The organism is Paenibacillus sp. W2I17, from assembly GCF_030815985.1.
In the GTDB taxonomy this organism is placed as follows: domain Bacteria; phylum Bacillota; class Bacilli; order Paenibacillales; family Paenibacillaceae; genus Paenibacillus.
In genome coordinates, this window is the sequence record NZ_JAUSXM010000001.1 from 1,239,339 (window position 1) to 1,266,212 (window position 26,874).

Here is a 26,874-nt window from a genome sequence, read left to right on the forward strand (position 1 = left end):
GATCAGATCACCCAACATACTAGCGATACTTACTTCCCAAATGCAACGAAGGTTGTGTTCTATTTCACGATTTTCATTTCAAGTATTATCCTTGTTGTGCTTCCTCTTCACCTACGGTTTCAGCCTGAGCTGCTTGGCTTGCTGGAGTCAATCAGCCCTTGAACTGCCCCCATAAATGGCTGAATCTGCTTAATCATGCCATAACCCATTTTGACCACAGGTGTAAACCGCTGGATCATGCCAAACAACCGCATACCCCCGCCTAACATACCTCCAATCGAGCCTGCACCGCCAAAGCCACCTAACAATGAGCCTAGCATAGGCATGAAAGATGATACCTGGGCTTGCCTAGACGCTGAGCGAGACATCGACCGGGATCGTATTTGCGACTTACGTGTGCTGTTCACCCGTTTACGGTTTCGAGAGGATGCTGTTTTTCTCGTAGCCCCTGCTTTAGGTTTTGTTTTGCGAGCACTGCCTTCAGATGAGGGTGCTGTGATTGCGGCCTGTGTAAGCTTTCCGCCCCCCGTAAGCACTACGCCTTCGCTGTTAACGCCAGAGATGTACCCGACGTACGTCTCGCCATTATGAAGAGTCACGCAGACTGGGCGATCCTTGAGCCGTTTCACCCGGACGTGTATTTCATTGGTTTTAGCCATGGAATTCACCTCACTTGACTTGATCTACTTCAGTCTACGCAATGGGTGGACGACTTGCCTGTGCGAATAACACATCCTTGTGCCGAAAGCAGGAAGATTCTGACATGGCTCCTGCCTCAGATATGCTCAATATACATCTCATTCAAAATATGACCCATACGATATGTGTGCTCTACCAATTCAGATTTCACATATGATTCAATATCACTCTTTTCGATATTGTACAAGACCTCCATTTCTTTAGAAAAAAGAAGGTGTCCCTCATTGATTTTCTGCTCCAACGAGTTTATTTGTTTTGGTTTCAGATCACCACCAAGCACCTGCTGAAGTGCTTGCACATATGTTTCAAGAGAACGCGCTCCGACAATTTTCATACCCTGGTTCTCTTCATTCACAATGATAATTGATGGGAAACCTCTAACTCCCAAACTAGCGACACTCTCAAAGTCTTCCTCTAATAACTCTTGTGTAGATTGCTGTGCAGCCGCCTCAACCACTTCTTTACCATTCAAGCCCAGTTGATTAACGATATCCGTCAGCACATCATCTTCTCCAATATTTCGATTAAATGCAAACACAGCTTCACGCGCACGTCTTAAAAAGTCCTGCTCTTTCCCAGGGTGTGTACTCTGAATGACCTTAAATACGCGAGATGGCGGATAGGAAGAAAGTATTGGATTATCATGCCATAAGGAACCGTCGATGGGCATGCGTGAATGTTCACCCACTTCCTTCCAATGCGCTGCAACGTCCGAAGGTTTCTGAATCCCGTTAGCACCATCCGAAAAACCATTCCAGTTAGCCAGTAGCCCACCCATTTTGATTTGCAGCGTAAAATAATGGCCGTATTCCTCAACAAACCGATGAAGCACAGGCTCAAGCGCCCAGCAGTGAGAGCAGATCGGATCTGTTGCGTAATATAGAGTTATCCTTTTCTCAACGTGATTCAGATTGATTTCTTGCATCGCCTCTTCCTCATTCACACCACATACGCCTGTTTCCAGATCACACATCATAGATTCGTTACTCACATTATCCCGCCTTTATATTGTCTTATGAATTGATTTTCTTGTGTTAGTTTGATTATAATGTCTACATTCTTCTGAACAAGTACGATTCTTTTTCTGACTTAGTATCAAAAAGTATACTATTGGAGGGTATCAAGTGAAATACGAGTTTAATTTCGATCAGTTATGTCCAGCGACTTATGCATTTCAGGTCATTGGAGGCAAGTGGAATCTTCCGATCCTGGCAATCCTCAGTGAAAATGACTGTATACGTTACAATGAATTAAAAAGAAGATTGCCTGGCATTACCGGAACGATGCTAACGAACTGTTTGAAGGATTTGATTCATTCCGGCATCGTGCATCGGGAGCAATATAACGAGGTGCCACCGAGAGTGGAGTATTCGCTCACAGAATCGGGCAAGGAATTGGTTCCTTTAATTGAATCCATGGTAATATGGGGTCAGAAAAATATGACAGCAGGCGTGAAGCAACAAGATATATAACTCCTGGCCTAGTGTAACCCCTTATCATAGATGTTCATTTTTGAATCGCTCTGTACACTTTGTTCAACGACAAAAAGGCTATTTCACTGGATCATCATGTCCTTTGAAATAGCCTTTCCTTTATAAATACAAGACGGCCGCTTGTTTACGACGTGTACACATCTAACTATCCAGGTCGTCATCTTCCTCATTTCCTAAATACATAACCGTTTTTTCTCCATCAACCAATCTAATGATCTGCTTTCGTAATTTTGCAGGAAATAAAGGTAGTTCATTTATATTTTTAATTTCGAGCCATTCATATTCCACCTGATTTTCGTCACTTGGCAGAATAGAACTATCTTGGTCCATCAAACCTATGTACTCGCATAAAAAAACAAAATCTACACGATGAAGAGCTTCACCGTATACACCTTCAATGACAAATTCCAGTGATAACGGTTCTACATCTATTCCGATTTCTTCCGCAACTTCACGCTTCACAGCATCCGTCAGGGTTTCACCTGCATTCTGGCTCCCACCAGGCAGGATGTAGATGACTTCATCATTATCATCCTGCTTCATTGCAAGCATTCTCCCGTCTTTAATGATCAATGCTTTTGCAGAATTTCTAATCTTTCTCTCCATTGCTAATCCCCCATATATATCTGTATCATGTTGTTGAAGGTTGATTCCATTTAACCTCACGATCTCCATGAAGAATATTTTAACACATACATCTAAACAAATTCTGAACAATCAAATTAACTCACTCTTGGCGACCTCCATGAAAGCAGCCATGGACGGAGAGATCCATTTTTCCCGATGCCAGAGCATTTGCGCAGAAAAGGATACATCTGATAAATCCCACGGCAGAGCAACCACTTCCCCATCGCTCAACTCTTTCTTCAAAGCCATTTCAGGTAATAAAGCGATCCCTAGACCAGCCACAACACATTGTTTAATGGCTTCTACACTATGAAACTCCAGCTCTGTCAGAGCATCCACACCTTTCTTTGTTATGGATTGGTCAAAATGAGTGCGATACGAACAGTTCTTTTCGGTCAGTAGAAAATGCTGTTTGTGGAAGTCATCAATGACCAACACGGAACGCGATGCTAACATATGATCGGGAGAAACCACCATTTGAAAGGTCTCATCCTTTAAAAACTCTGACTGAAGGTCTTTGGAATTAATTGGCTCATCCAATACAAAAACGACATCGGCATGCCCTTCTCTCAGACTCGATTTAAGCTCTTGCCCTGACAAGGGGCGGAACAATAACCGCACACCAGGATAGTCCGCTCGGAAGCGTTTGAACAAGGCTGGAAGAAGATATGCACACAGCACTTCGTCTGCTCCGATCACAACCGTCCCCGCCAATTCTCCGTGCTGACTGGATATGCACTTTGCTTCCTCTACATCGTTTAATATCTTAGTGGCATATGGTAGAAACTGTTGGCCAGCATCCGTTAACACGACCTTTTTGCCTAATCGATCCAGCAATTTCACCCCAAGCTCTTCTTCCAGCGATTTGATTTGCATGGTTATGGTAGACGGTACATAGCTCAGTAATTCAGCAGTTTGACTAAAGCTGCAGGTCGATGCAAGTGTCCAAAAGGTTTTTAGCTGGCGTATTTCCATGAGTCAGGCACCTCCTAAGTTCAAAATAAATGAATGATATGTTCGATAACGTTTCGTTGAATTGATAATAGACGTATTGTAGAGTGAAATCAAGTTATTACTATTTTATAAGGAGAATCAATCTATGAACGATTATGAAACATATAACCTTGGAGTTACATTACTTCAATCGGGACAACAGCTCCCTCAAGCCTTTATCGCTTACAAAACCTATGGAAACTTAAATGCGGCAAAGGACAATGTTATTGTTGTCCCAACATGGTTTGCTGGAATTCACACAGATAATGAATGGTTAATTGGAACGGACAAAGCACTGGACCCCAGTCGTTATTTTATCATTGTGCCCAATATGTTGGGTAACGGATTATCGTCTTCTCCAAGTAATACCCCTGCCCCATATGATAAGGACAACTTTCCCCTCATCTCCATGTATGACAATGTGCGTGCCCAACATCAACTCATCACTCAAAAATTCGGTATCTCCAAAATCAAACTTGTTGTGGGCTGGTCTCTGGGAGCCATGCAGGTTTATCAATGGGGAACCAGTTATCCTGAGATGGTCGAGCGTATTGCCCCCTTTGGCGGGACGGCAAAGAGCAGACCCCATACACAGTTGGTATTCAAAGCAATGATCGCGGCGTTACAGGCAGATTCGAATTATAAAAATGGTAGATATGAACACCCTCCGGTTGCCGGTCTCGCAGCGATGGGAAGAGCTTATGCTCCATGGGGGTTCTCGCAGGCGTACTATTTGGAGAAATTGTACCAATCTGAGGGTTACGACTCCTTGAAATCTTATGTAGAAGATTACTGGGATCAAGTATTTCTTCCCTTCGATGCTAACGACTTGATTACCATGTTGCGTACAGGAATCTATGGAGACATTAGCGATAATCCCGTAGATGACGGCAACTTCGAACAGGCGTTAAGCAAGATCACTGCTCCTGCACTCGTTATGCCAGGATCAAGTGACTTGTTTTTCACGCCAGAAGACAGTTCGTATGATGCTCAGCATATGCCAAACGCGGTGTATCAACCTGTAGAGTCCAAGTGGGGACACTGCTTTGGAATCGGAGCAAACGAAGAGGATTCACTCGTTATCGATCGTCATCTAAAGCAATTTTTGGAGACATGAGTAAAAAAAGAAGGAGTACAAAGTAAAAAAAGTGCACAAAGCTCATTTCTCTTTTCTTCGCTACAACTCAAAAGTAAAAAAAGATACGGGTTCTCGTCAATAACCTTTATATCACATTCCCCCTTTCTCGTTTAGAATATTTTCAAGTAAGCGTTATTGAAATACGACTGATAAGGGGGAAAAGAAATGAACAAGAAAACGAAAACCTTAGTCTTGTCTGTGTGCATGTCAACCTTATTACTCGCAGCCTGTAGCAATGGAAGCGGTGCTGATAAAGGTTCAACGACGGACACGGATTCCAACGAGGCTGGAACAACAACCATTCATACCGTAACATCAGAATACTCTTCTGCAAAATATCCAAAGGGCGACGATATCACCAACAATGTATGGATTAAGCGATACAAAGAGAAGTTTAATATCAACGTCAAAACAGACTGGGTTAGCGATGAGTACGATACAAAACTCAATTTGGCTATCGCATCGAACGATCTTCCTGACGTATTCAGAGTTAATCCATCACAACTGAGACAGTTAGTCGAAGCAGATATGGTCATGGACCTTACCGAGGTATTTGATCAACACGCTTCAGATCGTCTCAAAGGTTACATGGAAGCAGATGCGGACAGTTACGAGTCTGGAAAGAAAGACGGTAAGCTATACGGGATACCACAGATGCACTGGGGATTAATTGAACAACCAGACTTCATCTGGATCCGGAACGACTGGAAAGAAGAATTGGGAGTCCAAGATCCGAAATCTGTGGAAGACATCAAAAATATTGCACTAAAATTCATGGAAAAGCACGGTGGTTATGGTATAGCGGTAGACCAATCGTTGGATTACCTCAACCTGCTGGCCATTGCATGGAATGCGCATCCGGATATGTGGATGGAGGATAGCACTGGAAAACTCGTGTACGGCTCCGTGCAGCCTGAGATGAAAAATGCGCTTGCTGAGTGGTCAGAATGGTACAAGCGAGGTATCATTGATCCTGAATTTGCAATCAAAGACTTTAATGCGATGAACGCTGACATTGTAGCCGGCAAAGTAGGCATGCAGCCTTATTACCAGTGGTGGGGTTATAATCCGGGTGTCGATACGGTATCCAATCTGGGTAAGGACGCCATCTTCTACCCTTATATCATCCCTACTGTTGATGGGAAAGAAGCCAAACAATCCATTTTCTTCGCCAACAACAATTATATCGTTATGAAAAAGGGATTTAAGAGCCCTGAAGAAGTGATCAAAATTTTGAACGACTATGCTTATATTGTGGATGAAGGCAATGGCAAGGAATCCACAGAAACGTTATCCGCCTTGCTGGACAACGATATTGCCCATGTTGTTGGAGCGTTCCGTGTACTTAATCCGAATTCCGATTACGAGCAATTTGAGGCGGTCTCCGCTGCCCTTCAATCCAAGGATACCAGTGGACTCACGACTTCGGGTATGTGGCAAAAATATAACAACAGTGTGGAATTCCTAGAGAATGCAACCCCAGGAGCAGTTGGTGATTATTTGCAACAAGGAGCTCCAAAGAACGCGTATGGTCTTGCCAAGAAAGTACTGGACAGCGAGAACTATACAAAGACGGCCTTATGGGGTGTTACGCCAGAAATACTTTCAAGCTACGGCACAACCTTGGATGATATCCTGACCGAAGGCTTCACCAAGATCATTATGGGTAGCGAAAGTATCGATTATTTCGATGTTATTGTCCAGAATTGGCGTGCAGCCGGGGGCGATGACGCAACTCAGGCAGTTAATGAAGCCTACGGGAAGAAATAATCTCGTTTGTCACAAAGAGGGGATGAGGGTCATCTCTCCCCTTTAATTGATAGCGATTACATTTGGCGTACGATGAACGGAGGAATATGTATGTTGAGAAAATGGAAGCAGCAGAGTCCTTACCATCTCATGTTGATTCCAAGCCTGGTCTTGGTCTTCATCTTTTGTTACATCCCTTTCTACGGACTTATTATTGCGTTTCAGAAGTACAATCCGGGCCTCGGCTTCAACTCGCCATGGGTTGGATGGGATAATTTTGCCCACATATTTAATCAGCCGAACTTCGTAAGAACGATCTGGAATACATTGTACATGTCTGTCTTTAAGATTATCGGTGGTATAATCGTGCCAGTAATTTTCGCATTACTGCTTAACGAGGTACTGCACAGTGGAATTAAACGTACATTTCAAACCCTTGTCTACATCCCGAACTTCCTCTCTTGGGTCATTATGGCTGGCATCATGCTGGATATCCTTAGCTCCGACGGCATTATCAATACATTTCTAAGTGTATTTGGGATTGCACCGATCTCCTTCCTTGGCACACCCTCTATTTTTCCTTGGACGATGATTGTGAGTGACATATGGAAAGGCTTCGGATTTGGCACGGTTGTTTATTTGGCAGCTCTGACCAGTATTGATCCGGGACTTTATGAGGCCGCAGTGATCGACGGAGCGAAACGGTGGAAGCAGACCGTCTACATCACGTTGCCTCTCCTCATGCCAACCATTGTTTTAATGACCGTACTTTCACTTGGGAACGTACTCAATGCTGGCTTTGACCAAATCTATAATCTCTACTCCCCTGTTGTTTATCAGACCGGTGATATTATTGATACCTATGTCTACCGTTTAGGAATTCAACAAGCACAGTATTCAATTGGTACCGCTGTCGGGTTATTCAAATCGATCATTTCCAGTGTTCTCGTTGCTGTATCGTACATCCTGGCTTACAGAGTGGCTGGCTATCGCATCTTCTAAGAAGGAGGAACTGACACTATGATCTATGATAAAAGTATGAGCAGGCGTGTATTTCTTATCATAAACTACACCATATTGCTTCTAATCTCTCTCCTATGTATCCTGCCGTTTATCAACCTGCTGGCTGTTTCATTCAGCAGCAGCGCAGCTGTATCTGCGGGGAGTGTTACGTTCTGGCCTGTGGAATTTACAACAAAAGCCTATGAATTTGCGTTAACGGGAGGATCATTTTTCTCCTCTCTCTGGGTGGCCATCCAGCGAACCGTTATCGGAACGTTGGTGAATCTGGTTCTGATCGTACTCACGGCTTATCCCCTCTCCAAATCCAAGCAAAAATTAATGGGGCGTAATATCTATATGGGATTTTTCATCGTAACCATGTTATTCAGTGGAGGACTAATTCCAACCTATCTCGTGGTTGTGAAAATGGGATTAATCGATTCCATTTGGTCTCTGATCCTGCCTGGAGCCCTCCCCGTATTCAGTATGATTATCCTCATGAATTTCATTAGAGGTTTGCCCGAGGAGATTGAAGAATCAGCCATTATCGATGGTGCTGGGCCAGTACAGGTATTGCTTCGTATTCTACTCCCACTTCTCAAGCCCGCTCTCGCTACGGTTGGTTTGTTCAGTATCGTTGCTCACTGGAATTCGTGGTTCGATGGCATTATCTATATGAACAATCCAGACAATTATCCATTACAAAGCTACCTGCAGACCCTCCTGCAAAGCTTTGAGCAAATCATGCTGAAATCTGGGTCAGATTATACACAGCTGTTGTCCATGATGAACGCCAGAACGGGGCGCGCCGCTCAGATGTTCCTGGGTGCCATTCCGATTTTACTTGTGTATCCATTCTTGCAGAAATATTTCACCAAAGGTTTGGTGTTAGGTAGCGTCAAAGGGTGAACAAAAGGGCTTGCAGTTCATACTGCGAGCCCTTTGTTTATATCTAAACTTATGTTTATGATCGCTGTACCGCATTATGAGATGCTAAGTGAAAGCATGAATGACTATTTGGCTTCTATGATGGCAGGCAGCAGAATGGAGAAAATGGTGCCTTCACCTATTTTACTCTCCACCTGTATTCCATAGGGTTTCCCAAAATGAAGTTGAATCCGCCGCTGCACATTATGCAATCCAATCCCATTGGTTCCCGTACTTGCACTGGACTTTTCTTCCAATAGATTCTGCATCGTATGATGATCCATACCAACGCCATTATCGCAGATTTCGATTACAACTTTATCCACCCGCAGTTGAATCCGAATGGTAATGATTCCGTCTTCCTCAAGCTCGGCCAGACCATGAAATATCGCATTCTCCACAATGGGCTGCAGGATCATTTTGGGCATGTGATAATCCAACACTCTATCCTCAATCTCATACCTCATCTGAATACAATCATAGTACCTGACATTCTGTATCGTTACGTAATTCGTTATATTATTCAAGTTCTTCACGAATGGTTACGAGGGTTCCATCGGATTTTGTTGCATAGCGGAGCATCGAGATTAAGGCATCGGTCATTTCCACGATTTTGTCAGCCTGTTGCATTGAGGCGATCCATTTCACTGACCCAAGGGTGTTATACAGAAAATGAGGCTTGATCTGGTCATGGAGCGCACGCATCTCGGCTTTGGCTTTTTCTATCTCTTCCTGCTGCATCCGTTCGACCAACCGCTTCAATTCATGCGACATTCTGTTAAATCGAATGGATAAATGTCCAATCTCGTCTCTTGATCCAATAGGTTCAACTTGTTCAAACTGACCTTTCTCGACTAGAGCAATATTCCGTAGCAGTTTTTTAATGGGAGTTGTAATGACATGAGATAGAAAGATGGAAATGACGGCAGCAAAAAGAACAATGACAATGGCAAGCGTCACCAGATTACGGCCCAATATTTTGCCATCAGCAGTCAGCTCATCCAAAGGCATATATAAGTAAGTTGTCCATTTTTGCTGACTAAGGGGACTGGTCACCACGACATTGAGTGATTCAGGCGGACGAACGTTGTCCCGGAACAGTGTCCCGATCAATCGTTCGTTCACGTTATAAACGATCTTGTCATCCTCATCAACGATCATGAATCTGGAGCGCAGCCCCTCCTGCAAGTTTCGATTGACGATTTCAATGAATTTGATATCAATGCTGACAACAATCACGCCAAGCAGTTTTCCACTAGTCACATCATGAATTTTGCGAGCGTGTGACACTGCCAGTATTTTATTCTCCAATTGCTCGTCGATTCGTGTTGTGAGGGTAATGGTTCGATCCTTATCATGCATGAACTTTTTAAACCACAATTCATTTGCTACTTTGAAGTTTGGATCAATGGGTTGATGTGGACTGACAAAAAGGTCTTGCCCCCCGTTCATATTGTAGAGGTAGATGGAGAATACGCGATCTTTCATCATGATGTAATTCATCAGAATATTGTATGCGGCAATCTCATGTTGTTCATCCCCCTCTCGCAGGAAATCCTGGATCGGAAAACTCCCTTCATGAGTCGCAGACAGATTGTCACTAAGCCCATTGCTGGCGAGCAACGAAATTTTCTCAATCTCCTTGAGGAACTCATCAATGCGAATATTCGTCTGTTTGGCCAGATCGTTTAGCAACGTTGTATAGTTCTGTGCCAACAACCGCTCTGAGGAGTAATACGAATTGATTGTCATCACCAATACCGGAAGGATAATGACCGTCATACAGATCACCATAATTTTGTACTTGATTCGGAAGGGCCGAACATGCTTCATATGCTGCACCTCTATTCACCGATTACATTCATCCCTGCTGTAATTCTCGATATTCCTCAGGAGTGACACCTACCGATTTTTTGAAAATCTTACTGAAGTACGTGTAATTATGGTAGCCCACCTTTTCTGCGATTTCATACACTCTCATTCCTCTGCTCAATAGATACGCCTTGGCATGTTCAATTCGAACTCGGGTCAAGTACGTGATAAAGTTCTCTCCTCGTTCCTGTTTGAACACACGGCTGAGATACGACGGATTCACACTGATTTGGCTAGCGATACTTTGCAGTGAGATATCTTCCGCATAATACTTGTCGATCAATTCAGTGGCGAGATCGGTGTAAGTGCTTTCCTGTTTGATTTGGGAATCGGTTTGGAAGTAATACGCAATATGAGCAAGCATATCTTGGTGGATATCCTCCCAATACTCCCCCTTTAGAACGATTTCATAGGGCGATTTTTCTGTTAAAGAAGGTGCACCTCTTTCCGTAGCTCGGGATAGATGGGAATGTATCGTTTCCATTACCATGATATATTGCTTGCGAATGCTATTCTCATCTGCTCGCAGCTGTTCCAGATTGGATCGGATTCCTTCAAGGAACTCTTCCGCCTTTTGGTTGTCTTTGCTTACCCATAACTTCAACAAATCTCGTTCTTGTTGCGGGCTTAAAGCCCCCTTAACTTCATGTCGATCTGGGGATTGAACCATATCATCGTAATACAGCACCTGGTTGCTTCCTGTGAAGAAACCCTGTTGTAGAGCCGTTTCTGCCTCTTGGCAGGCCTTCCTGATGTGAAGGAAACCGGAAGTCATTCTACTTACCCCAGCCGTGAGTGATAGATTCATAAAATCCTTGATCGAAGACAGCAATTTATTACATAGTTTATTCAAGTCGGCGTGTACAGATTGGCTCTCAGGAAGTACATTGACGATCACCCAATATTCAGAGGAACTTTCAACAAAAATCTCTTTCTCCCACTTCGATGGAATGATCTCTTCCATAATATTAAGAATCGAAAATCGGAGCAGCTTTTCCCCCTTCTCTACATATTTCCGCTTTGCATCCTCGTAATAGTTCACGATGAATTTCATGACAACCAACTGGTCCGAACGTATACGAAAATGCAGTTCTTCCGCTTTGGTGACGATATCCTCCTCACTAATGAATCCGCTTACAATGTCTTGGAAGAAAACTATCCTTTAGATATCTTAGGCTCTTGGAATAGTCCTGTGTTATAGAGGGTGTGTTGGTTGGGTGAACATGTTCACTTTGCAGTTTCTGTCCAACAATGCTCAGGAGGTCAATAAGGGAGGATTCGGTGATCTCACTTTTAATCAAGTAATCTGAAGCGCCAAGTTTTAGCGCCTCTTTCACATAATGAAATTCGTCAAAATTACTCAGGATGACATACTTACAGGTTTTCAGTACGCAGGAGGCCTCTTGTATAAGCTGCAGCCCATCCATAATCGGCATCTTAATATCTGTAATGATAAGATCAGGCATCACTTCAAGCGCAAGGCTTAGTGCCTCTTTTCCATTTCCCGCTTCACCAACAACATAGAAATTGTACTCTTCCCAATTCAGCATGGAACGAATTCCAACCCGCATGAGCAATTCATCATCTACGATCATCAGTTTATACATGCGTATCCCCCAACATGAACCATTTTTAGATATTTTACCATTAAACGAACTCTTGCAAAGATGTCTAGCGAACCTTATTGCATTGCGGGTATCATAAATAAGACTTTTACAGAACATACGTTCCTGTTATAATGAGATTATCGTATTTGATGTAACATAACATGCCCGCCTGGAAAGGATACATATCATGAATTTATACAAGTTTGAATTAACGGTGAACGGATATCTATTACGCGTGCATTTCAGTGCATCTGAAGAAAGTGGATTGAAATGGTGCAAACGAGTTGCTTCTGAATTCCAGAATAACGTTGCCAATCTGGAGATCAAGGTTGATATACATAAAAAGCAGAAACAAAAGCATGCACGGGAATATCACGGAAAGCCATATCTGTATGATAGGACACTAAGGAAAAAGCCGCTTACCAAGAAAATTAAAACGGCTGAATCATCTGCTGTTATGTAAAGGAGACTAAAAGACTTTAAGATTTTCATCATATAGGCTAACTGGTTAGGGTTCATTTTAATTCAGGTGTTTTCCTTCCTGTCCTTCAAGACAAAAGATAAAAGCCTGCTCCTATGTGGAACAAGCTTTTATCCGTGTCAGTTGTACTATATGCCAAGAAAGATTTTTGTCACCCTTAGTATCTCTCTGATTCCTTGAATATCATATAACGATGGACACCTCTGACAGCATGCATTGCTTCTTGTATTAGCTGAATCGCAGTTTCGCGTTGTCCCGCTTTTAGTTCAATCGCTGCAAGAAGCGAAGATCTCATCCAGACCTTGTTAATGGATTTCAAGTGTTCCCTCGCCTGCTCACTTCTTCCTTCTTCCATAAGTAAATACGTTTCATAATATGTACGATAATCCGATCTACGCATATTCTGCACCGCCGTACGAACAGCTACCAAGTCGTTGCGATAGGAGCCGTAAGCTGCATTATATACTGCTTGTGTCCTTTTATTGGTGTCCTCATTTCTGATGCGCTCTATTGTGTGTTCCAATTCATCATCAAGTCTGTTTGCAAGAGCGTAATAGATATAAAGCTTTGGGGTATTCTCCTGTCTGCGTAGAAAAGCCTCGACGCGGTCCATGCGTGTTTCCCAACCCAGAGGATAAAAAATACGAATGGTTAACATGATCAGAGTAGCGGTGAGAACGACTCCAAGTATCCAAAACAGAGATTGGTCATTCATCTTCATGTACACAACAAATAAAAATATGGCCAAATAAAAAACAATATCCCACTTATATTTTCCCATCATCCATCTCCTTTATAGACACAAAAAAACTATTATATCAAAACAAACCCCAAGGAGTCTATGCACTGCATCCTTTGGGGTTTAGTTAAATTTATAAAAATTGATTCATTGAAATTTTCTTTATTAACGACAACCGACAGCATTGTCTACTCAATAGACTAGATTCTCACGCCCCGGCGTCTCCAATCATTTGTCGTTCAATTTGTTTCATCTCATAGAAATAACCTTTTTGCTCCATCAGCTCGGAGAAAGAACCTGATTCTACAATCTTACCTTGGTCCATGACCACAATCCGATCCATCTCTTCCAATCCCGTCAGCCGATGGCAGATCAGGAGAAGTGTATCTTCGGATGCCTGTGCCAGAAGATGCTGGAGCACACGTTGTTCTGTGACGTAATCCAGTGAGGACGTTGGTTCGTCCAAAAGCCATAAGTGTCCTTTGCGCAGCATGGCTCGTGCCAGAGCCAGCCGCTGCTTCTCACCATCGGACAGGTTCTCCCCTTTTTCATACACCATGTCGGTCAATGATTTATTGGGCAGTTGGACTTTATCCAGCACAGCCGACAGTTGTTCATCTGAATGTTCTTCTCCATTCAGCAACAGGTTGTCCCGGATGGTTCCCCGGAAGAAATGGCTTTGCTGCAACACAACATTTGCCCTTTGCCAAATACTCTCCTCATTCAGTTCCTGCACCGGAACATCGTTTAACCGTATATCGCCAGACGTTGGTACACGCAGCTTGAGTAACAAATCGATAATCGTTGACTTACCTGACCCGCTCGGCCCGACAATCGCTGTTTTGGAGCCTGCTGCAAGTTGCAGGGAGAGCTCCCTCAGCGCCGGTCTCCATTCCCCTTCATATTGAAAGCTAACACCGGATAGTTCAATCGAAACCGCCTGATCGGCTGACACTTCACCGCTTGGCTGTACAGGTTGCACATCGGAGGTTGGCACCGTTTCCGCCAGTCGCTGAGCGGCGTGTTCACTGTCCTGTTTATATAGAGGCAATATAGCCATTGCGGCAGCTTCTTCGAACACGGTCTGCGTGGCCAGGATCAACATGGCGAGAAATACACCAGCAAACGCTCCATTCACAATTAAGAAGGCGCTGAGTGCTAACACACCCCATGTAACAAGATACGTCACAAAAACGTGCATAGATTGCCCGCGCAGCAGGTGCGAAGCGGCTTGTTTCTGTTCCGTTGCCAATGCAGCGGAAGCCTGCTGAAGCTGCTGCTCACGCTGTTCCAATTGGCCGTATACTTTCAAATCTCGGAAGCCATACAACACTTCGGTTACTTCCGTGGACAGCACAGCCCGTTGCTGACGAACACGTCCATGTATTTTTCGCTGACCTAACAAGACAACCCCTGGTACAACAAATGCCGTGATCAGCATACCTAGTACTAACAAACACGCAATCCAGATCGAAAAGGCCGAAGTGAACAGCATGGTAGCCAAAAACACCATAACGACCATGATGGGTGGATACGCGACCCGCAAAAAGTAATTTTGCAAGCTTTCCACATCACCCACAATCCGCGCAAGCAGATCCCCGCTTCGGTTTTTGTTCAATATACCTGGCGTTACCGGGATCAGTTTGGCAAAAAAGGACGTCCGCAAGCGGCTCAGCATGGAGAATGTCGCCCTGTGGGAATACAAGCGTTCTCCGTAGCGACTTGCCGCTCGAAGGAAACCAAGCAGTTTGACCATGGAAGTGAGTACAATTAAGGTATACAGCGGTGGCGCAAATACCGTTTGCGATATCATATACCCACTCGCGGAAAAGAGAGCTACACCTGCTATGCCGGCGATAAATCCGCCCAATATCGAAAGCAAGATATCCTTGCGCTCCTGAATCATCGCTTTTGACAGAATCGTCAGCTCATTCATGCTAACCCTCCTTTCCGTTGTACATCCACCATCTCCGCATATTGAGGCAGGCGCGCCAGAAGCGCTTCATGATGTCCTGAATCCACCAACACCCCATTGTCCATAAACAAAATGTTGTCCGCATGTTGAATTGTATATAAACGGTGTGCCACCGTAATCATCGTTGCTGTTTTGGCTAATGCCGCAATGGATTGTTGCATTACCCGCTCGGTGTGCAGATCCAGTCCTACGGTGGGTTCATCGAACAAAATAACAGCTGGTCGCTTCAGAAAAGCACGTGCCAAAGCAAGTCTTTGCTTTTCCCCACCAGACAGCCCTCTGCCCCCTTCACCAACAAACGTATCCAAGCCCTGCTCCAATTGTGCAACAACGCCAGCAAGCCCTGCTTCTTCTGCTGCCTGCTCAATTTCAGCTCTGGAGACATTCCGACCCGCGCCAATCGCGATATTTTCGGCAAATGTACCTGCAAAAATATACGGATGCTGTGTAATGTAGCTAACACGTTCAAACCAAGCAGCCTCATCATGTTGCGAAGGCTGGCTTCCGTTAACCAAAACCGCTCCCGAATCTGGTTTTAGTAAACCGGCAATGAGATGAAGCAGCGTGGTTTTACCTGAGCCACTTTTGCCTACAATAGCGATCTGTTCTCCCGGTCCAATCGAGATCTGTCCTGTCTCAAGTCCAAAGGAATCAGGTGTGTACTGGAATCGGACATCGTTCAGTTCAATGGTTGGTGGCATTGATATCAACTCGGCACGAGCTGTACGAAGCTCTTCCGTCTTTGCAATTGCATCGACATCGGTTAATTCGCTTTGATCCGGTCCTTCTTCAGGCTTCGTTTGTGTGCTCTTGACACTAGTGTCCGCGAGCATCTGTTCCACCTTACGAATGGCGCCCATACTGGTTCGCCCGCTGTGAAAAGCCGTTCCTGTATTCTTCAACAGACTGTAAAACTCAGGGACGAGTAACAACACGAGAAAGGCTGTGTGGAAGCTCATCGATTTGAAAACCAGTAACTGAATAGCCAGTTCAAGCGCGACAATACCGATGCTTAACATCACGATCGATTCCAGCATAAACGTATTTGTAAATGCAATTTTCAAAATGCCCATGGTGGCATCACGATACCCCAGACTGCTGCGTTCAATTTCCTGTTGCTGACTTTTAGCCCGTCCGAATATTTTCAACGTAACCAGCCCTTGAAGCGAATCCAGAAATGTACCGGAAAACTCAGCCAATTGCGCGTATTTTTCTTCTGATTTGTTCTTTGTCTGGAGTCCAACCAAGATCATGAACAGCGGGATAAATGGTGCCGTAAACAGCATAATCCAGCCTGTGTTGGCGTGCTGCGTAAATGTAACAACCAGAATCAGAATCGGGATCATCGCAGCTTCCATCATACGCGGCATGTACTGACTGAAATAACTGTCGGCCTCATCCACAGCATCCAAAGCAACACTGACCTTTCCTCCCGTCTGTCCACTCAGGGTTGAAGGCATGGAAGCGCGGGTCAGGTTCTGCAACACAGATGCTCGCATATTTGTCTTGGCGCGTGCTGCCATATGCAAGCCCACTTTCCCATTACCATACGACAACAGTGAACGTGCGGCCATAACAGCCAATAATAGGACAAGTAACAGGATCACTGATGAAAAGGAAGCTTTCTCTACAAAGATTCGCTGGACTGCTTCAGCCACCAAGGTGGCCTGGCTTATAATAGCTACACCAAGGGCCAGCGAAATGATCGCAAGGAGAAGTCTGTTTTTTCGTTGTAAAGACATTTGCTGCGAGATCAGATTGGATTTGCCTCTCCTTTTCATTGAACGCTCCTCCTTTATTTTTTCCCTTTCACATAATCCGCATCAAACAGGAACAGTTTGAAGACCAGAATCAGAGAAGGAATTAACAGGCACAGACCACCGATAAACACAACGACGAGTGCAAAGCCCATTGCAGGTGATGTGGCGCTGCTCTGAATGGTGATGTATGGATCAAGAATGTAAGGATATTGCCCTATCCCATAAGCAAAAAAGGCTGTGAGAAATTGCAGCATGATGCATATAAAAGCTAATCCGTAACGCCGTCCGTTATATAACAGCCACATGGCAATCATGAAAAACGCAACAGAAAGCGCCAGCAGCCACCATAAATCCATCATATTTTGAAAATGACGCTCATTGTGTTGACCCAAATATATAAATGCAGTCAGCGCGAGAATAATGGTCGGTGTGCTCCAGAACAAAGCATAGTTCCGCATCAGCTTCAATGCCGAATGGTCCTCTGCGCGAGAAGCGTAAAATGTGAGAAATGATCCGCTAATGAACAATACGGACACAATGGCTAGTCCAACGATGCTCCACGATAATGGATTCGTAAATAGTGCCCAGTAATCGAGGGAAACCGTATCGCCTTGTTTCAAAATAAAGCCACCTTCAGATAATGTCAGTGCCACTGACAATGACGCCGGAATAAGTAGACCCGTAGCTCCGTATAAGAACAAATACACGATACTTTTTTTGGAACCATAATTTTCGAAAGCATAGAACGACCCACGAATGGCAAGTAGAATGACGGCAATACTTCCTGGAACAAGCAGCGCGGAGCCATAATAATAGGCCGTGTCCGGGAAAAATCCGACGATACCAATATAGAAAAAGACAAAAAATACATTGGTGATCTCCCAGACCGGTGATAGATAACGGGAGATCAGACGATTAATCAGGTGATCCTGCTTTGTCAGGCGTGCGTAAAAGGCGAAGAAACCTGCTCCAAAATCGATGGAAGCTACAATAAGATAGCCGTATAAGAACAGCCAGAGTACCGAAATACCAATTAATTCATAACTCATCAGGCCTGATCCCCTTTCTTGGCTGATTGATCATGCTTCTCCTTCAACCATTTCTCCATCTCGAGTTCAGCAGGATTATTATTGAACAACCGTCTCAGTACGACGACACACATAACGCCTAACAGGATGTAGAGAAGCAAGAAGACGAAAAATAAAATTCTCACACTCGGTGAAGAAGTAGCGGCCTCTTCTACCCGCATATAACCTCGGATGATCCATGGCTGCCGCCCGATCTCTGCATAGAACCAGCCCATCTCAACAGCCAGAAAAGCAAGCGGTGCACTGAGTGCAACCATACGAAGCATCCACTTGTTAAACTGATTACGTTTCTTCCAGAATACAAACAGGAAGTACAGACTTGATATAGCAAGCAGAGCGAATCCAATACCAGCCATTAGATCAAACAAATAATGCACAAGTAAGGGCGGGTGTTCATCTGGTGGAAATTCGTTCAGCCCGGTTACCTCGGCGTTAAAGTCTCCAAAGGCAAGGAAACTGAGCAGTTTCGGCAAATGAAGAGCGCCTATAATTTCATGTTCTGCATTCAACCATCCCAAAAAAATCAAATCCGCTCCGCTTTCCGTCTCGAAATGCCACTCGGCAGCTGCGAGCTTCTCCGGCTGATGCTCAGCCAAAAACTTGGCAGACACATCTCCAGCTAAAGAATTTAATAAACTGAATACCAGCACAACGGCCATCATGAGATTCAAGCCTTTTTTGTGGTAGGCCGACACTCCTTTTCTCAGCATCGCAAAGGCTGCTATTCCTGCTAACAGAGCAGCTCCTGTCAGATAAGCCGAGCTTAATACATGGAACACTTTGGAGAACGTCGCTGTATTCATCATCGCTTGCACGGGGTTCACTGCCATGAATTGACCTGCTTCCATGACAAAACCTTCAGGCTGGTTCATGAATCCGTTCACTGTTGTAATAAAAACAGCTGACATGCCTGCCCCGGCGACAATCGGAATAGTCAGCAACCAGTGGATATACGGATTTTTGAACCGATCCCACGTGTACAGATAAATGCCCAGGAATATTGCTTCAAAAAAGAATGCAAATACTTCCATAAATAGTGGCAGTGCAATGACATTCCCGGCAAGTTTCATAAAATTCGGCCATACCAAGGCCAACTGTAGTGAGATCGCTGTGCCTGTCACGACACCCACCGCGACAGAAATGACAAACCCTCTGGACCACCTCTTTGCCATAAGTATGTAATGGTGATCCTTCTTCCGAATGCCGATGAACTCTGCAATAGCAATCATCAAAGGTACGCCGACACCAAGCGTTGCAAAAATCACGTGGAACCCGAGCGTCAAACCAGTCACTAGCCTGCTCCATAAAACCGTATCAATAGCCATTCTTTGTGTTGCCTCCTTTCAATCTCTGTTCAATTTAGAAACATTCAATATCAGCTTTGGCCAAGCTCAATGCAGAGTTGCGAAAAATTTCACAAAGTTAGGTATGACGATATCTTGCCACACCTATAATGCGTTTACTCCTGTTGGCCCCCGATTATAAGAAGCATTGGATGCCTATTAAAATCTGATATTGATGCACTTAATGTACTAACCAAGCCTATTAATCAAAATTATTATATCTTTATTTTTACCTAATTCAATCAAAGACACGGCTTCTACCCTAAACGTTCAAGAAAGGATCAACTCTTTCTGACAACTTGGTGAAAAACAAAAAATACACCCAATGGAGCTATTGATTCATTGGGTGTAAACGTGTTATTGCACGGCAGATTCGCTATTTTACTTGCTTACTTGCTCCGGACTCACCGTACCTGCCTCACGACGTACGCTCATGATGATCAGTGATGCAGCTAATACCGTAAGGATGATTCCAAGCATCTGAAATCCTGTCACATTAAATGTATCTCCCATAACAATTCCAATCAATAACGACGATAAAATGGTCCCCAGGTAGCGTGATGTATTAAAAATACCCGATGCGACTCCGATCATTTCTTTGGGTGTGCTTTTGAACAGAGCAGCTTGCATGCCGACCGCGTTTAAGCCGTTACTTATGCCAAATAAAGCTAAGGCAACAATGATTATGAAGATTGGAGAAGTTTCATTCATAACAAGGATCAATATAGAGCCAAATGTCATTAAAGAAGCGGATACGATCAGAGCTGGCCGTGATCCTGATCTGTCAATCCAGCGCCCTGCGATCGGAGCAATAATGACTGAACATAACCCCAAAGCTAGCATGCTCATTCCTGTATGAACTTCGTTGAGATGACGTACCTGCTTCAAATACGTAGGAACTCCAAAAAAAAGTGCGTAAAACAGGATGTTCATCAGCATGTATTGCACATTCACCCATGTCATCTCGGGATATGAGGCAAACGTTCGCAGAGGGATAAAAGGCGTGGCTACTTTTAATTCATGTCGAATGAACATAACGAGTGCGATTAACCCGATCGCTCCTGTCAGCAGATGCCATGTTGAAATATCTCCTGTGGAATTTACTGAAAGTAAACCGATGAGCAGAGTTACCAAGGCTACCGTAAACATCAGGATGCCTGGTGCGTCAATTAACGCGAGCCATTGCCGAATGGACATGTGACCAGAGATAGACGGAGATTGCTCGTCCTTCGGGATTGTTTTCCAGGCGAACCAAAAGCTTGCCAAGACAAACGGAATATTAACGAAGAATATGCTGTGCCAGTCCCACCAATGAATCAATACTCCACCAATAAAAGGTCCAATTGCAGCCGCTCCAGAAAGGAATATAGCCAAGGTGGACAAGGCGGAGGCTTGCTTGTCAGTCACGTTAATTCTGACAATCGCCATTCCGACGGCCACCATCATGCTTGTGCCAATCGATTGAACGATCCGGAATACGATAAGCCACGAAAAACTGGGAGACCACGGAGCTAACATGGACGATACAAAAACAATAACAAGACCCATGAGGAATATCTTCCTGCGGCCAAACAAATCACTACACTTGCCCATGACGGGTTGAGCGACAGCACTGGCAATGTAAAATGATAAAATAATCCACGAAACGGCTGTAAAATTAAGTTGATACACTTGTTGTAGCCTGGAGATTGCCACCGAAATCATGGAGGAATTCAACGGATTCAACATGATTCCGAGTCCAACAGCTAACATCAATCCTTTATTTCGAACGTTCATCGGTGCATCACTCCTTCTTCTTCTGCTGTCATCTTACTTGAAAGCATTCATTTATTCCAACGCATTATATGTTATGATTTGATGAACTAGAAGGAATGAAGGGATGGTGCAAATGGAGCTTCTTCAACTAAAATATTTCCTGACAGTGGCCCGATGCGAACATGTTACGGAAGCTGCGGGAAAGCTGCATGTCACGCAATCCTCCCTGAGCAAAACGATACAACGATTAGAGGACGACCTGGGAGTCCCTTTATTTGATCGAATCGGGAGAAAGCTGCGACTAAACGACTTTGGAAGAACATTTCTTCAGCGAACTGAAAAAGCCCTATTTGAATTGGAACAAGGAAAGCGGGAAATCGCTGACCTCTCCAACCCGGATCAGGGTACGTTGCAATTGGCAGTGACTACGGCAAGCACATTGCCCGGCATACTGCGGGAATTCCGGAAAAACAAGCCGGATATTCAGTTCCATGTGCAAATGGTTTCGTTAGAAAACATGTCCAGACTTCTACATCGGGGCGAGGTGGACTTTTGTCTCTCCTCCCCTCCGATTCAAGGTGACGATATCGAATGTCAGATATTATATGACGACCCGATTGTAGTCGCTGTTCCTATGGGTCATCGATATGCAGACCGAAGCAGCATTCAATTAACCGAGCTTAAGGACGAGTGGTTTGTTGGGGTGAAGCAAGGGTATGGGGTTCGTGATATGGTAGATTCCGTATGTCATTCCGCTGGTTTCCTACCGAAGTATGTATATGAAGGGGATGAGCCTGCAAGATTAACAGCCCTTGTGGAGGCGGAGATCGGTCTCGCGTTTATACCTAGCACAGCCAGAAACCCGCATGAGCGCATTAGATATCTTCAGGTAGAGGAACACCAACTCGTTCGGGAAATCGCTCTACTTTCGCACAAAAACAGGTATATTTCCAAAGCCGCTTTAGAGTTTCGCAGCGTAGTTATGGACTATTTCAATGCTGTGCCACCAGCATAAATTCAATCCAGAGGAGATGTCATTTTGATATTAAAACCAGAAAAATTTGATCATATTTCAGAGACAGAACGGCTAGTCATCCGACCATTACAGAAAGACGACTATGAAAATTGGTTGAATGAGTTTGAAAACCGCTTGCCCTCCCAACACCGTCATGATAAAGGAAAAATGGATATGAGTGAATGTACGCTGGATTGGTTTCATGATCTGGTAGATCGACACCAGGAGTTAGCGCGTACAGATGCGGTTTATGTTTTTGGAGTATTTAGAAAGCAAGATGGTACACATCTGGGTATGATTGATATTGCAACCTTGGCGAGAGATCATTTTCAATGGGGAAGTTTCGGATACACGATCCATAATCAGTATTGGCGAAAAGGTTATGGGAAAGAAGCAGTGAATGAAGCACTTCATATTGCATTCGAACATCTGAAATTTCACCGCATAGAAGCTCATATCAATGTGGATAATACCCCTTCCATGAAACTGGCAGAGAGTGTTGGTATGGAATTTGAATGTCTACGTAAAGGGTTTATACACGAAAATAATGAATGGACCGATCACTTGGTGTATTACAAAAATTCTAATTAATCTAATCTCACCGATAATCAAAAAAGCGAACAAAGCACTTGCTTGCCCTGTTCGCTCTTCTTGGTGCAGCCATATTACTGTCTTCGCCTTACTCGCCCAAGCTGTTCCAGAATGATTGGAACGCGCCTTTCTCCACTTCCAGGAATGCCGGAACATTACCATAACGAACCAGACCTTCACCAAACAGAACCAGTGGGACCTGCGTTTTGTCTTCCAGCGTGAGATAGATGATCTTGCGATCTTCCTTGCCGTAGAGGTTCTCTTCCAGTTCCGGGCTCGTTGCGATTGGTTTGGCAGCATTTAGCGATAAGATGAAGCTTTCCAACGATTCGTCCGCTGCTAACGGCTGAAGCTGCTGCAATCCGTTGTTCCAGCTATTAAACGTCTCCCATTGCGCCGAGGCGATGTTGCCTTCGAGATAAAGCTTGCCGATCAGGTCGGCACCAATACCAATGGTGATCCCGTTGTTCTTGTCGAATAGCTGGGCATACACCTGACCATCGATCTCGGTGTAGGACATGATGCGGAAGTCCTTATCGTAGCCATTAACAGCATAGATGTCAGCTTCGCCAATGTTGGAAGCAAGCTCCGTATATTTATCCTGGCCGCTCAGCTCATCAATGCCACCAGTGGTGGTACCCAGTTTATCCCCCCGCAGGTTGAGTGCATTTGCGCCTTCAAGCAATGTTGGGGACTGCGTATATACGTTTCCTCCATATACAACCAGTTGCATCATATCAGCCATCGCGCCTTTGCCCTGTGAACTCGGCAACTCCATCTTCGGAATCACTATCGGGTCAAACGATACGCCTGGAGTCACCGCTGCCACCTGTGGTGTTGGTGCAGCTGGCCCATTGAATTGTTGCCATACACTTGGCGCAGCCAATCCAATGCTGGCAGCGATAACAACACTTGCAGCAATGTATAGTGGTTTACGTCGATGTTTTGGTCCCTGATGTTGCGTGTTTAAGGATTGCTCTACCCGTTTTTTCAATTGCTCGTTTGTTTTCATTTGATCCACCGCTTTCTTGTAGTTTTGTTTAAATTGTTCTTCGTTCATTACAGTTCCTCTCCTTCCAGCTCCAGTTTTAACAGCTGTCTTCCTCGTTTTAATCTCATTTTCACTGCTGATTCGCTAATCTCCAGGATCTCGCTGATTTCTCGGATCGGATAATCTTCGTAATAATACAGATGAACCACCGATCTATACTTGACGGGCAGTGACAGTACAAGTTCGATCAGCGCGTGATCTTCAGCGTTGTCTGTTGTAAGAGGATCGACTCCCTCCAGTTTGACCTCCCGTTTGCGCCAGCCTCTGCCTAATAAGGATTTGCAATGATTGGTGATGACCCGAATCAACCATGCTTTTTGATGCTCCGCATCGTTGAACGTAGGGGCTTTTTCTATTAGTTTGATGAAGGTATCCTGAGTGGCTTCCTCCGCGTCTTCTCGTCTGCCGAGGTGCACCATGGCAATCCGGAACAGCGTATCCGCGTATGTCTCATAGACTTTCATCACATGATCGCCCAGCTGGGGCACTGATCGCTGCATGGTTGTTATGCCCTCCTTTATACCTCTAACACTCTTACGGACGGCATTTGGTCACATTTTGTTTTAGGATTTTTTTATTGGTCCATTTCATTCAAAATGCAAAAAAAAAAAGCAGCTCCATGGAGAGGAGTTGCTTTCTTCATCCAACCAATTAGAAATTCTTCTGTAAAAGCTCGATGTTGTCTTCCAAACTGCTGTCCAAGCTTACGCCTACCTTCTGCAGTTTGTTTTGGTAATATGCTTTTACATCTTCCCACTTATAGTATGGATAGGTCTTTGTTTCGATCGGGAAGGCGATCTCTTCTTCATTTCTAAGCATTTTCACGAGAACATCCTTACCATTGGAATACAGAATCCATTGAATATTTGCTCCCATTGGTGAGATAACCGAGCCATTCCAGTTTTGGGTCACGTCCTGCGGTTTGTCGATACTCACATTAGCTCCGGCGATATCCAGGAATGAAGATAGTGGAATGATGGTTTCTGCGTGAGCAAAACGAAATATACCAGCCGTGTCTTTCTGCTGAATGGACTGGTCGGTAGACACAATCAATTCTTTGACCAGAGGTGCAATGATATTCTGCGGCAGATCCGTTGACGTTAAAGATGGACCTTTTTCATAGAAATCATTGATATTGTCAATACTCTCGTACCATTTCAATTGATTAGCCGTGAAATACCGCCCGAATTCGAAGTCACCTTCTCCTTTAATATTCGAAGAAATGATGTACAGTTCGTATAAATTAGAAGCAGCCTCGGTTGGGTTGCTGAGCTTCACTTTTCCCTTCTCATCCTTCAGTTCAAACTCTCCAGCGTTCAGCCGTCGATAGAAGTCTTCAGAGAAAAATTGCAAAAGGACCTCTTTTGCATAACGCGTTCCAGTGCTCTGTGTGACATAATCCTCGTATAACTTAACCCAGTCTCCATCTTCTACGTACTCATTATACTTTGTCGCTAGGTCGTAGGGCCGTAGATAGGGGTCTTTCCCTTCTTCAAAAGCTGAAGCCAGAATGTCTACCTTGTTATCACCCAAGCTTTCCTTTAACCCGTCAATAAACTGATCTCTGCTCTGCGGCGTTCGATCTTTGAAGGTTGCTTGTGCAATCACTTTTTTATCAGATGTAAAAAGTTCTTTGAAATTCTGCCCAACTCTGGCCCCTATTCCTTTCAGTTCTTCTCCACCCGTAGTGGATAACAATCCATAATGATCTTTTTCAACCTTCATCAGATTGCCAATTTCCTTCTTCAGCTCTTTGCCCAGATTAGTGATCTGCCCGTCCTTTTCAGCGATGTCGAGCAGTTCAAATAACGTCTTGTCGTACTTGGAACTGGATAGATGCCTGGAACCATGTCTCCCTATGTAGTTAATAAATATGGGTTCATATCCAATAGGAGCTTTTGTGTAACTTGTTTCCTTAAAAGGATATGGCGTTTTGGTACCGCGGTATCCCTGCTGATCGTTAATATTAGCTCCAACAAATACCGATTGGGTGTTGTTATCCCAGTCTACCTCTTGCCCCAAGGCTTCACCAATCGCTCTTGCAGGTACATAAGTGACCCCATTGTAGAGAAATGATTCGCCTTCCACCCTTTGACCGTTCACAACCACATTAGCCGATTGTTCAGACACTTCGATCATGCTCTTTGAACCTGCACCATATGCGTCAAATACACTTACAGACGTTAAGAGGGCGAGTGATGCTACTGAAATCCCGATTTTTTTGATCATCATATTGATTAGTTTTCTCCTTATTCCGCCTGATATTGGTTTATTTTCGCTCATCATACTATAGGTGAGAAGTGTCTGCGCCGTATCCATCCTATGTTAATTAATTGTAAAAGAGTACATATAAATATTGACGTAAAGTCTCATACGACAAAAAGAGCCGCTCCTTAGCGACTCTGAATCAGCATAACAGGCTATCTTGCTCCGAGACACATGAACAAAATAGTTATCACATGTCTCGCATTATCATAGCGCCCTATATATTTTTATATCAATCCCTGACTCCGTCGGATGACCTTCTCCAACAAGTGTCTCACGGTTCAAGAAGGATAAGGCTTTGCTGTCTGTAATCATTTTGGGGGAAGTACGAAATAAAGCAGTTTTCAGCGTTTTATCAATATTTCCGTTATTTTCGATATAAATTTTGCAGGAATGACCTGTGTTGTCGGTCCCTTGGAGCATGTATCTTGCCGATAGCGTATGCGGGTCACCATTCTTCCCTATGATCTGCGTATCCACTCCTCCACCCAGCACAATTCCCTCAAAGTACTTTCCGGTTACGCTGCCTGTAAAAGTAATCATGACAACCGAATCATCTTCGCTATTCTGTAAATCAAATGATTCTTCGATGTTCACATGTACTGTGAACAATTCTTCTAATTTCAAGTGTTCCCACCTCCATATGGGTTCAATTATAACTCTACTCACTAGACTGCTTCACTAAAAAAAAGATTTACATATTT

Annotated in this window: 26 protein-coding genes; 8 read left to right on the top strand and 18 right to left on the bottom strand. The window is 44.2% G+C overall.

What is annotated here, in order from left to right:
• Positions 1-119: 119 nt before the first annotated feature.
• Positions 120-659: a hypothetical protein gene (locus tag QF041_RS05410; RefSeq protein ID WP_307412696.1), complete on the bottom strand. Its 540-nt coding sequence runs from the start codon at positions 657-659 to the stop codon at positions 120-122.
• A gap of 116 nt (positions 660-775) precedes the next feature.
• On the bottom strand, positions 776-1,690 hold the full coding sequence (locus tag QF041_RS05415; protein WP_307412698.1) for a DsbA family oxidoreductase: 915 nt from the start codon (positions 1,688-1,690) through the stop codon (positions 776-778).
• Between the two features lie 133 nt (positions 1,691-1,823).
• Between QF041_RS05415 and QF041_RS05420 the strand changes: the two genes are divergently transcribed.
• Entirely contained in the window at positions 1,824-2,171 is a 348-nt protein-coding gene (locus QF041_RS05420; RefSeq protein ID WP_076253083.1) for a winged helix-turn-helix transcriptional regulator, read from the top strand.
• Positions 2,172-2,333: 162 nt separating this feature from the next.
• Here QF041_RS05420 and QF041_RS05425 read toward each other — a convergent pair whose 3' ends face one another.
• On the bottom strand, positions 2,334-2,798 hold the full coding sequence (locus QF041_RS05425) for an NUDIX domain-containing protein (protein WP_307412701.1): 465 nt from the start codon (positions 2,796-2,798) through the stop codon (positions 2,334-2,336).
• Positions 2,799-2,909: 111 nt separating this feature from the next.
• Positions 2,910-3,794, bottom strand: coding sequence for a LysR family transcriptional regulator (locus QF041_RS05430; protein WP_307412702.1), 885 nt, complete (start codon positions 3,792-3,794; stop codon positions 2,910-2,912).
• A gap of 124 nt (positions 3,795-3,918) precedes the next feature.
• Here QF041_RS05430 and QF041_RS05435 point away from each other — a divergent pair, with 124 nt between their 5' ends.
• The 4 genes from QF041_RS05435 to QF041_RS05450 all read left to right on the top strand — a co-directional run bounded on the left by QF041_RS05435 (position 3,919) and on the right by QF041_RS05450 (position 8,610).
• Complete coding sequence (locus tag QF041_RS05435) at positions 3,919-4,929, top strand: alpha/beta fold hydrolase (protein WP_307412704.1); 1,011 nt, start codon at positions 3,919-3,921, stop codon at positions 4,927-4,929.
• A gap of 186 nt (positions 4,930-5,115) precedes the next feature.
• Positions 5,116-6,720, top strand: coding sequence for a type 2 periplasmic-binding domain-containing protein (locus tag QF041_RS05440; protein WP_307412706.1), 1,605 nt, complete (start codon positions 5,116-5,118; stop codon positions 6,718-6,720).
• A 90-nt stretch (positions 6,721-6,810) separates the two neighbouring features.
• Positions 6,811-7,701 carry an ABC transporter permease gene (locus QF041_RS05445; protein WP_307412708.1) on the top strand — a complete coding sequence of 297 codons (891 nt, stop codon included), beginning with the start codon at positions 6,811-6,813 and terminating at the stop codon, positions 7,699-7,701.
• A gap of 18 nt (positions 7,702-7,719) precedes the next feature.
• Positions 7,720-8,610 (top strand): carbohydrate ABC transporter permease, encoded by an 891-nt coding sequence (locus QF041_RS05450; protein WP_307412710.1) that lies wholly within the window; start codon positions 7,720-7,722, stop codon positions 8,608-8,610.
• 104 nt (positions 8,611-8,714) lie between these two features.
• Here QF041_RS05450 and QF041_RS05455 read toward each other — a convergent pair whose 3' ends face one another.
• From QF041_RS05455 to QF041_RS05470, 4 genes are all read right to left on the bottom strand, one after another.
• Positions 8,715-9,056 carry a sensor histidine kinase gene (locus QF041_RS05455; protein WP_307412712.1) on the bottom strand — a complete coding sequence of 114 codons (342 nt, stop codon included), beginning with the start codon at positions 9,054-9,056 and terminating at the stop codon, positions 8,715-8,717.
• Between the two features lie 91 nt (positions 9,057-9,147).
• Entirely contained in the window at positions 9,148-10,461 is a 1,314-nt protein-coding gene (locus QF041_RS05460; protein WP_307412714.1) for a cache domain-containing sensor histidine kinase, read from the bottom strand.
• 28 nt (positions 10,462-10,489) lie between these two features.
• Positions 10,490-11,659 (bottom strand): helix-turn-helix domain-containing protein, encoded by a 1,170-nt coding sequence (locus QF041_RS05465; RefSeq protein WP_307416903.1) that lies wholly within the window; start codon positions 11,657-11,659, stop codon positions 10,490-10,492.
• Positions 11,622-12,107, bottom strand: coding sequence for a response regulator (locus tag QF041_RS05470; RefSeq protein ID WP_307412716.1), 486 nt, complete (start codon positions 12,105-12,107; stop codon positions 11,622-11,624). Before QF041_RS05470 ends, QF041_RS05465 begins: the two co-directional genes overlap by 38 nt.
• 187 nt (positions 12,108-12,294) lie before the next feature.
• Between QF041_RS05470 and QF041_RS05475 the strand changes: the two genes are divergently transcribed.
• The gene (locus QF041_RS05475) at positions 12,295-12,570 is read left to right on the top strand and encodes a hypothetical protein (protein WP_253508491.1); all 276 of its coding nucleotides are present in this window, start codon (positions 12,295-12,297) and stop codon (positions 12,568-12,570) included.
• Positions 12,571-12,745: 175 nt separating this feature from the next.
• Here the strand turns inward: QF041_RS05475 and QF041_RS05480 are convergent, their stop codons facing one another.
• The 6 genes from QF041_RS05480 to QF041_RS05505 all read right to left on the bottom strand — a co-directional run bounded on the left by QF041_RS05480 (position 12,746) and on the right by QF041_RS05505 (position 21,269).
• Entirely contained in the window at positions 12,746-13,372 is a 627-nt protein-coding gene (locus tag QF041_RS05480) for a hypothetical protein (RefSeq protein ID WP_307412718.1), read from the bottom strand.
• Positions 13,373-13,535: 163 nt separating this feature from the next.
• A complete protein-coding gene (gene cydC / locus QF041_RS05485) occupies positions 13,536-15,263 on the bottom strand; it encodes a thiol reductant ABC exporter subunit CydC (protein WP_307412720.1) in 1,728 nt (575 codons plus the stop codon).
• Complete coding sequence (cydD, locus tag QF041_RS05490; protein WP_307412722.1) at positions 15,260-17,083, bottom strand: thiol reductant ABC exporter subunit CydD; 1,824 nt, start codon at positions 17,081-17,083, stop codon at positions 15,260-15,262. Before cydD ends, cydC begins: the two co-directional genes overlap by 4 nt.
• 14 nt (positions 17,084-17,097) lie before the next feature.
• On the bottom strand, positions 17,098-18,111 hold the full coding sequence (locus tag QF041_RS05495) for a cytochrome d ubiquinol oxidase subunit II (protein WP_179086461.1): 1,014 nt from the start codon (positions 18,109-18,111) through the stop codon (positions 17,098-17,100).
• Positions 18,111-19,475: a cytochrome ubiquinol oxidase subunit I gene (locus tag QF041_RS05500; RefSeq protein WP_307412723.1), complete on the bottom strand. Its 1,365-nt coding sequence runs from the start codon at positions 19,473-19,475 to the stop codon at positions 18,111-18,113. The genes QF041_RS05495 and QF041_RS05500 overlap by 1 nt, the downstream gene beginning before the upstream one ends.
• Before the next feature lie 399 nt (positions 19,476-19,874).
• Positions 19,875-21,269 (bottom strand): MFS transporter, encoded by a 1,395-nt coding sequence (locus QF041_RS05505; protein WP_307412725.1) that lies wholly within the window; start codon positions 21,267-21,269, stop codon positions 19,875-19,877.
• Between the two features lie 112 nt (positions 21,270-21,381).
• On the opposite strand from QF041_RS05505, the gene QF041_RS05510 reads away from it, so the two are divergent.
• Positions 21,382-22,263, top strand: a complete 882-nt coding sequence (locus tag QF041_RS05510) for a LysR family transcriptional regulator (protein WP_307416905.1) — start codon at positions 21,382-21,384, stop codon at positions 22,261-22,263.
• Between the two features lie 24 nt (positions 22,264-22,287).
• Positions 22,288-22,854 carry a GNAT family N-acetyltransferase gene (locus QF041_RS05515; RefSeq protein WP_307412728.1) on the top strand — a complete coding sequence of 189 codons (567 nt, stop codon included), beginning with the start codon at positions 22,288-22,290 and terminating at the stop codon, positions 22,852-22,854.
• A gap of 88 nt (positions 22,855-22,942) precedes the next feature.
• On the opposite strand, the gene QF041_RS05520 is transcribed toward QF041_RS05515, so the two are convergent.
• The 4 genes from QF041_RS05520 to QF041_RS05535 all read right to left on the bottom strand — a co-directional run bounded on the left by QF041_RS05520 (position 22,943) and on the right by QF041_RS05535 (position 26,797).
• Complete coding sequence (locus QF041_RS05520; RefSeq protein ID WP_307412730.1) at positions 22,943-23,914, bottom strand: hypothetical protein; 972 nt, start codon at positions 23,912-23,914, stop codon at positions 22,943-22,945.
• Positions 23,914-24,405: an RNA polymerase sigma factor gene (locus QF041_RS05525; RefSeq protein WP_307412732.1), complete on the bottom strand. Its 492-nt coding sequence runs from the start codon at positions 24,403-24,405 to the stop codon at positions 23,914-23,916. Before QF041_RS05525 ends, QF041_RS05520 begins: the two co-directional genes overlap by 1 nt.
• A 151-nt stretch (positions 24,406-24,556) precedes the next feature.
• Positions 24,557-26,137, bottom strand: a complete 1,581-nt coding sequence (locus QF041_RS05530) for a histidine-type phosphatase (RefSeq protein WP_307412734.1) — start codon at positions 26,135-26,137, stop codon at positions 24,557-24,559.
• Positions 26,138-26,377: 240 nt separating this feature from the next.
• Complete coding sequence (locus tag QF041_RS05535; RefSeq protein ID WP_307412736.1) at positions 26,378-26,797, bottom strand: DUF3237 domain-containing protein; 420 nt, start codon at positions 26,795-26,797, stop codon at positions 26,378-26,380.
• Positions 26,798-26,874: the final 77 nt, after the last annotated feature.

What these genes read in the sequence shown, in the direction of transcription:
- QF041_RS05510 (WP_307416905.1), top strand. Translation starts at nt 21,382, where the DNA reads ATGGAGCTTCTTCAACTAAAATATTTCCTGACAGTGGCCCGATGCGAA.
- QF041_RS05440 (WP_307412706.1), top strand. Translation starts at nt 5,116, where the DNA reads ATGAACAAGAAAACGAAAACCTTAGTCTTGTCTGTGTGCATGTCAACC.
- QF041_RS05520 (WP_307412730.1), bottom strand. Translation starts at nt 23,914, where the DNA reads ATGAACGAAGAACAATTTAAACAAAACTACAAGAAAGCGGTGGATCAA.
- QF041_RS05470 (WP_307412716.1), bottom strand. Translation starts at nt 12,107, where the DNA reads ATGTATAAACTGATGATCGTAGATGATGAATTGCTCATGCGGGTTGGA.
- QF041_RS05425 (WP_307412701.1), bottom strand. Translation starts at nt 2,798, where the DNA reads ATGGAGAGAAAGATTAGAAATTCTGCAAAAGCATTGATCATTAAAGAC.
- QF041_RS05445 (WP_307412708.1), top strand. Translation starts at nt 6,811, where the DNA reads ATGTTGAGAAAATGGAAGCAGCAGAGTCCTTACCATCTCATGTTGATT.
- cydD (WP_307412722.1), bottom strand. Translation starts at nt 17,083, where the DNA reads ATGAAAAGGAGAGGCAAATCCAATCTGATCTCGCAGCAAATGTCTTTA.
- QF041_RS05525 (WP_307412732.1), bottom strand. Translation starts at nt 24,405, where the DNA reads ATGCAGCGATCAGTGCCCCAGCTGGGCGATCATGTGATGAAAGTCTAT.
- QF041_RS05480 (WP_307412718.1), bottom strand. Translation starts at nt 13,372, where the DNA reads ATGATGGGAAAATATAAGTGGGATATTGTTTTTTATTTGGCCATATTT.
- QF041_RS05430 (WP_307412702.1), bottom strand. Translation starts at nt 3,794, where the DNA reads ATGGAAATACGCCAGCTAAAAACCTTTTGGACACTTGCATCGACCTGC.
- QF041_RS05435 (WP_307412704.1), top strand. Translation starts at nt 3,919, where the DNA reads ATGAACGATTATGAAACATATAACCTTGGAGTTACATTACTTCAATCG.
- QF041_RS05460 (WP_307412714.1), bottom strand. Translation starts at nt 10,461, where the DNA reads ATGAAGCATGTTCGGCCCTTCCGAATCAAGTACAAAATTATGGTGATC.
- QF041_RS05530 (WP_307412734.1), bottom strand. Translation starts at nt 26,137, where the DNA reads ATGATGATCAAAAAAATCGGGATTTCAGTAGCATCACTCGCCCTCTTA.
- cydC (WP_307412720.1), bottom strand. Translation starts at nt 15,263, where the DNA reads ATGAATGAGCTGACGATTCTGTCAAAAGCGATGATTCAGGAGCGCAAG.
- QF041_RS05475 (WP_253508491.1), top strand. Translation starts at nt 12,295, where the DNA reads ATGAATTTATACAAGTTTGAATTAACGGTGAACGGATATCTATTACGC.
- QF041_RS05500 (WP_307412723.1), bottom strand. Translation starts at nt 19,475, where the DNA reads ATGGCTATTGATACGGTTTTATGGAGCAGGCTAGTGACTGGTTTGACG.
- QF041_RS05495 (WP_179086461.1), bottom strand. Translation starts at nt 18,111, where the DNA reads ATGAGTTATGAATTAATTGGTATTTCGGTACTCTGGCTGTTCTTATAC.
- QF041_RS05450 (WP_307412710.1), top strand. Translation starts at nt 7,720, where the DNA reads ATGATCTATGATAAAAGTATGAGCAGGCGTGTATTTCTTATCATAAAC.
- QF041_RS05455 (WP_307412712.1), bottom strand. Translation starts at nt 9,056, where the DNA reads ATGCCCAAAATGATCCTGCAGCCCATTGTGGAGAATGCGATATTTCAT.
- QF041_RS05410 (WP_307412696.1), bottom strand. Translation starts at nt 659, where the DNA reads ATGGCTAAAACCAATGAAATACACGTCCGGGTGAAACGGCTCAAGGAT.
- QF041_RS05505 (WP_307412725.1), bottom strand. Translation starts at nt 21,269, where the DNA reads ATGAACGTTCGAAATAAAGGATTGATGTTAGCTGTTGGACTCGGAATC.